Consider the following 5,117-nt stretch of genomic DNA (forward strand, 5'->3'; position numbering starts at 1 on the left):
AGCGTGGCGAGGTGACTTCCGGCAGCGCATCCCTCGTCGTCAGCGTCCCCACCGAGCGCCTCGCGCACGACATCCAGCCCCTGCCCGACGGTGTCGAGGTCGTCGTCTGGCCGATGGACGGCCCCGCCCCGCAGCAGCGATTCGACATGGTCGTGCCGCCGTACATGTCGATGAAGTCGGTGCTGGAGCATCTGAGCGGACTGGACGTGGCGCTCGTGCAGTCGCAGTCGATCGGCTACGAGGGCGTCGAGGACCTCATCCCCGACGGCATGCGCTTCGCCAACGCCTCGAGCGTGCACGAGACGTCGACGGCGGAGCTGGCCGTCGGACTCGCCATCGCGTCACAGCGCGGAATCGACCGGTTCGCGCGTACGCAGGCGCACGGTCAGTGGGAGCCGTTCGTCGCCCCCAGCCTCGCCGACCGGCGCGTCATGGTGCTCGGCTACGGCGGCGTCGGAAAGGCCATCGCCCGCCGCCTGTCGGGCTTCGAGGTCGAGATCGTGCCCGTCGCCTCGCGCGCCCGCGTCGAGGACGGGGTGCGCGTGCACGGCGTCGACGAGTTGCGCGAGCTGCTGCCGCACACCGACATCGTCATCACCTCGCTGCCCGGGGGCGACAGCACACGCCACATCATCGACGACGGTTTCCTGTCGGCGCTTCCCGACGACGCCCTCGTGGTCAACGTCGGACGCGGACCCCTGATCGACACCGACGCGCTCGTCGACCACGTGACGCGTGGGCGCATCCGTGCCGCGCTCGACGTGACCGATCCCGAGCCGCTGCCGGCGGACCACCCGCTGTGGACGCTGCCGGGCGTCTTGATCGTGCCGCACGTCGGCGGCGCGACGACCGCCATGACGCCGCGCATCGCGGCCCTCGTGCGCACGCAGGTCGAACGGCTCGCCGCAGGCCAGGCGCCGCTGAACGTCGTGTTCGGCGGCTGATTCGCGACACCCGAGACCGGGGTGTCTGTCCGAGACCGGGGTGCGTGCGGCCGGGTGTCGGACAATGTGCCGGGTCTCGGGTGTGTTCCGAGGGCGGCTCTAGAGCAGAACGAGCACGCCGGCGACGAGTGACAGCGCCGCGAGGATCAGCGCGATCGTGATGAGCACGACGTGCACGCGATAGAACGTCGTGCGCTTCCCGTTCGCGTCGGTCGCCCGTGCGTCGTTCGCGATGCGCGGATAGAACCGCGGCCACACGACGACGTTGAAGAGGGCGTTCACGAACAGCACGGCGGCAGCGAGGATCTCCACCCTCCCAGGCTAGTCGCGCCGGCTCCGTCGGACGGCACGCCGTCGCGCGGTGAACAACACCGGAGATCCGCGCCGCGAAGGCCACCACCCGGGCCCTTCCGGCGGTTTGGCCGACGAATCTCCTGCGTTGTTCACGGCGGCGCGGCGCGATAGGGGATGCGGCGTGGCGCGGGACGTAGCGCCGCGCGGGACGTGTCGGAGCCGGGTCAGGCGATGTCGATGTCGGCGCCCGACCAGAGGTCGCCGCAGTCGACGCGCGTGACAGCGTGGGCTCGCAGGTAGGCGCGGGCGCCGTCATCGCCCGCGACCTGCTGGACGATCTCATCCAGGTGGCGGCCGCCGAGAAGCACCGGATGCCCCGGGGCTCCGGCGTAGGACGCCTGCACCAGGGCGCCGGCGACGTCGGTTCCCGCGGCCTCGATCACCCGACGCACCGCGGCTGCTGGCGCGTCGGGCACGTCGACCGGCAGCACCACGACGGCCGACACCCCGTCCGCCGGCGCGCCGTTCGCCGTCATTCCGACGGCCGCCACCCCGCCCGCCGCCGCGCCGCCCGCTGCAAAAAGGCCCGCGCGCAACGTCGCCGACAGGCCGGCCGCCCAGTCGGCGACGTGCACGACCTCGGCCCCCGCCGGAACGAGGCCGGCGACCTCGTCGCCTCGCGCGCCGACCGCGACCAGCACGCGGTCGCATCCCCCTCGGCTCAGGGCCTCCACCGCCCGCACGATCCACGGGGTTCCCGCGACGTCGCGCGCCAGGCCCTTCGGACCGCCGAATCGCGTGCCGGCACCGGCGGCGAGGACGAGCCCGACGATCGGCGCGGCACGGTCTTCCATGGCGTCGAAGCGTAGCGCGCCGGAAACACGACGGGGGTAGCGTGACGGCATGCTGGGCTTGGGATCCGAGGCGCACCGCCGCCTGCGCGCCGGCGAGCGCCTGGGCGTCGTCACGGTGATCGGGGTTCCCGGCAGCGCGCCGCGCGGCGTCGGGGCGTCGATGGCGGTCACCGTCGAGGGCGAGGTGATCGGCTCGATCTCGGGCGGATGCGTCGAGGCCGATGCCGTCGTGCTCGCCCGTCTCGCGCTGGCGACCGGATCGGCCCATCGCGCGACATACGGCCTGTCCGACCGCGACGCTCCGGCAGCCGGGCTCGCGTGCGGCGGCCGCATCGACGTGCTCGCCTACCCCATCGCCGTTGACGACCCTGTCGTCGCCGACGTGCTGGAGCGCGAGGACGCCGACCGTGCGATCACCGTGGGCCTCATCACCACGGGGCCCGACGCGGGACGCGCGCTTGCGCCCCCCGACGCCTCGGGACTCCCCGCCGCGCTCGCGACCGACCTCGCCCGCGCAGCCCTCCTCCGCGAGAGCCGGCGCCTGGATCCCGCTGTCGACGCCGCCCCCACCGACCCGGCCGGCGAGCGGCCCGGGTCCGAACCGCTCGCAGCACCGGAAATGGTCGCGCTCAGTCGCGCGCCGCGCCCGCGACTCATCATCGCCGGCGCCGGCGAGCACGCCGCGGCGCTGTGCCGTGTCGCGACCGCCGCGGGGTTCGCCGTGACGGTCGTCGACGCGTGGGAGGTGCTCGTCACCCCGGAGCGCTTCCCGGATGCCGCACGCCGCGTCGTCGCCGCTCCCCACGAGTACCTCGCCCGCCAGGGTCCGGACGACGTCGACCTGCGCACGGCGGTGTGCGTCCTCACCCACGACGAGCGACTGGACATCCCGGCGCTGCAGACCGCCCTCACGCTGCCGGTGGGCTTCGTCGGAGCGCTCGGCGCGCGCCGCACCGTCGCCCGGCGCGCCCACCTCCTCGCCGAGCGGGGGGTGTCCGCAGACGCGATCGCGCGCATCCACATGCCCCTCGGACTCGACCTCGGCGGGCACTCACCTGACGAGACCGCCGTCGCCGCACTGGCGGAGATCGTCGCCGCCCGGCACGGCGGCACGGGCGCACCCCTCCGCGCCACCACGGGCCCGTTGCACGACACCCGCGATCGCGCGCGTCACGGCGCGAACGGCGCGGAGTCGCCGGCGCGCTCGTGCTAGCCTGCCGCGCGACGCGGTCCTATCAACCATGGCCTCTCGGCCGAGCACCGGATCCCGGGCGGTTCAGGGCGGGGACACCAGCGCATCCGACGCTGCACCCGAAGGAGAACCATGTCCACCACGCCCGCTCCCGTCGACAAGTCGCAAGCCGGCCTCGACGCCCGTCAGTACCACATCGGCATCGCACCGGGTGAGGTGTCGAGCGTCGCCCTGCTACCGGGTGATCCGTTCCGCGTGCCGCTGGTCGCCGAGTTCCTCACCGACGTGCGGGAGGTCGCGCACAACCGCGAGCACCGCACCGTGACCGGCTGGTACAAGGGGCGTCACATCACCGCGACCTCGACGGGTATGGGATGCCCCTCCACGGCCATCGCGGTCGAGGAGCTCGCGCGCGTGGGCGTGACGAGCGTCATCCGCGTCGGGTCGTCGGCGGGGCTGCAGTCGGGCATCGCGCCCGGCGACCTCCTCGTGAGCGAAGGCAGCTACCGAATGGACGGCACGACCGACGCCTATCTCCCCCGCGGCTTCCCGTCGCTGCCGGATGCCGAGCTGACCCTCGCGCTGAAGCGGAACGCGGAGCGGATCGCCACGGCCGCCGGTACGCGCGCGTACGCCGGGATCAGCACCTCGAGCGACGCCTTCTACGCCGAGACCCCGGAGCTGATCGCGGAGCTGAACGGCATGGGCATCCTCAACATGGAGATGGAGGCCTCGGCGATGTACGTCGTCGCCCGCCTGCGGGGGATGCGCGCCGGCATGGTGTGCGCGGCATCCAGCAACCTCGTCGACGGCGCTTCGGTCTACGGCGACACCAAGCAGGCGCTCAAGGACGGCTGGATGCACTCGATCGAGGCGGCCCTCGACACCGCCGCCGAGCTCGCGCTCTGACGCCGGCCCGGGGTTGCGGCGCCGATGGCGCCGGGGCTGCGGCGAGTGCACGCGTTCTCGGCGAGCGCACGAGAAGGCGACGGTCGGGAGGTCGTGCACTCAGCGAGTTCTCCTGCATTCGACACGGCCGTGAGCGCGCGCACGGATGCGCGGGTCGCGCGTGCGAAACACCGGCGTAATGCCGCGGTGGTTGACTCTCCTCACCTGTTCATGTGATCAACATCCCGAGGCGCCCGTGGACATCACGACCATCCGCGACTTCCGTGCCGCGCGCACGGCCGCAGACCTCGCCCTCGCCGAGGGTGAGGTCGTCATCGCGGGCGGAACCTGGCTGATGAGCGAACCGCAGCCGGCCACGACCGGCTTCGTCGACCTCATGGCGATGGGCTGGCCCGACCTCGAGGTCACCGCCGAGGGCCTGCGCATCGGCGCCACCTGCACGATCGCACGCCTCGTGCGCTGGGCTGAACGGGAGGCGCCCGCGGCCTGGACCGCCGCACCACTGGCCGTCGACGCGGCCAACGCGTTGCTCGCGTCGTTCAAGATCTGGAACACCGCCACCGTCGGCGGCAACATCTGCCGCTCGTTCGCCGCAGCCGGCATGGTCGCTTTCACGGTCGCCCTCGACGGGGTCGCGGTGATCTGGTCGCCCGACCCGGATGCGCCCGGCACACTCCGCGAGCGACGCGAACCGGTGGCCGAGATCATCACCGGCAACGGCATGAACTCGCTCACACGCGGCGATGTGCTGCGCGCGATCGAGATCCCCGACGCTGCCCTGCGGTCGCGTGCCGCGCTGCGCAAGATCGCGCTGGCCGAGCTCGGCCGATCCGGTGCCGTGGTCACCGGACGCATCGATCCCGACGGCACGAGCGTGTTCGCCGTCACCGCCGCTACCGCCACGCCGACCGTGCGGCGGTTCGC

At 73.0% G+C, this 5,117-nt stretch carries 6 protein-coding genes; 4 read left to right on the top strand and 2 right to left on the bottom strand.

Annotated features, from left to right (window positions below; all coding sequences use genetic code 11):
• The first annotated feature begins 11 nt into the window (after positions 1-11).
• On the top strand, positions 12-944 hold the full coding sequence (locus B4E30_RS15355; RefSeq protein ID WP_286796052.1) for a 2-hydroxyacid dehydrogenase: 933 nt from the start codon (positions 12-14) through the stop codon (positions 942-944).
• A gap of 99 nt (positions 945-1,043) precedes the next feature.
• On the opposite strand, the gene B4E30_RS15360 is transcribed toward B4E30_RS15355, so the two are convergent.
• Together B4E30_RS15360 and B4E30_RS15365 are read right to left on the bottom strand one after the other, a co-directional pair.
• Entirely contained in the window at positions 1,044-1,256 is a 213-nt protein-coding gene (locus tag B4E30_RS15360) for an SCO4848 family membrane protein (RefSeq protein WP_286796043.1), read from the bottom strand.
• A 206-nt stretch (positions 1,257-1,462) separates the two neighbouring features.
• Positions 1,463-2,092: a nucleotidyltransferase family protein gene (locus B4E30_RS15365; RefSeq protein ID WP_286796045.1), complete on the bottom strand. Its 630-nt coding sequence runs from the start codon at positions 2,090-2,092 to the stop codon at positions 1,463-1,465.
• A gap of 49 nt (positions 2,093-2,141) precedes the next feature.
• On the opposite strand from B4E30_RS15365, the gene B4E30_RS15370 reads away from it, so the two are divergent.
• From B4E30_RS15370 to B4E30_RS15380, 3 genes are all read left to right on the top strand, one after another.
• Positions 2,142-3,305, top strand: coding sequence for an XdhC family protein (locus B4E30_RS15370; RefSeq protein ID WP_286796046.1), 1,164 nt, complete (start codon positions 2,142-2,144; stop codon positions 3,303-3,305).
• Positions 3,306-3,416: 111 nt separating this feature from the next.
• The gene (locus tag B4E30_RS15375) at positions 3,417-4,193 is read left to right on the top strand and encodes a nucleoside phosphorylase (RefSeq protein WP_286796047.1); all 777 of its coding nucleotides are present in this window, start codon (positions 3,417-3,419) and stop codon (positions 4,191-4,193) included.
• 235 nt (positions 4,194-4,428) lie between these two features.
• Positions 4,429-5,117 (top strand): FAD binding domain-containing protein (locus tag B4E30_RS15380; RefSeq protein ID WP_286796049.1); only part of this gene is annotated, 689 nt, incomplete at its 3' end.

Origin of the sequence: Microbacterium sp. UBA3394 (genome assembly GCF_002358725.1) — a bacterium.
GTDB lineage: Bacteria > Actinomycetota > Actinomycetes > Actinomycetales > Microbacteriaceae > Microbacterium > Microbacterium luteum.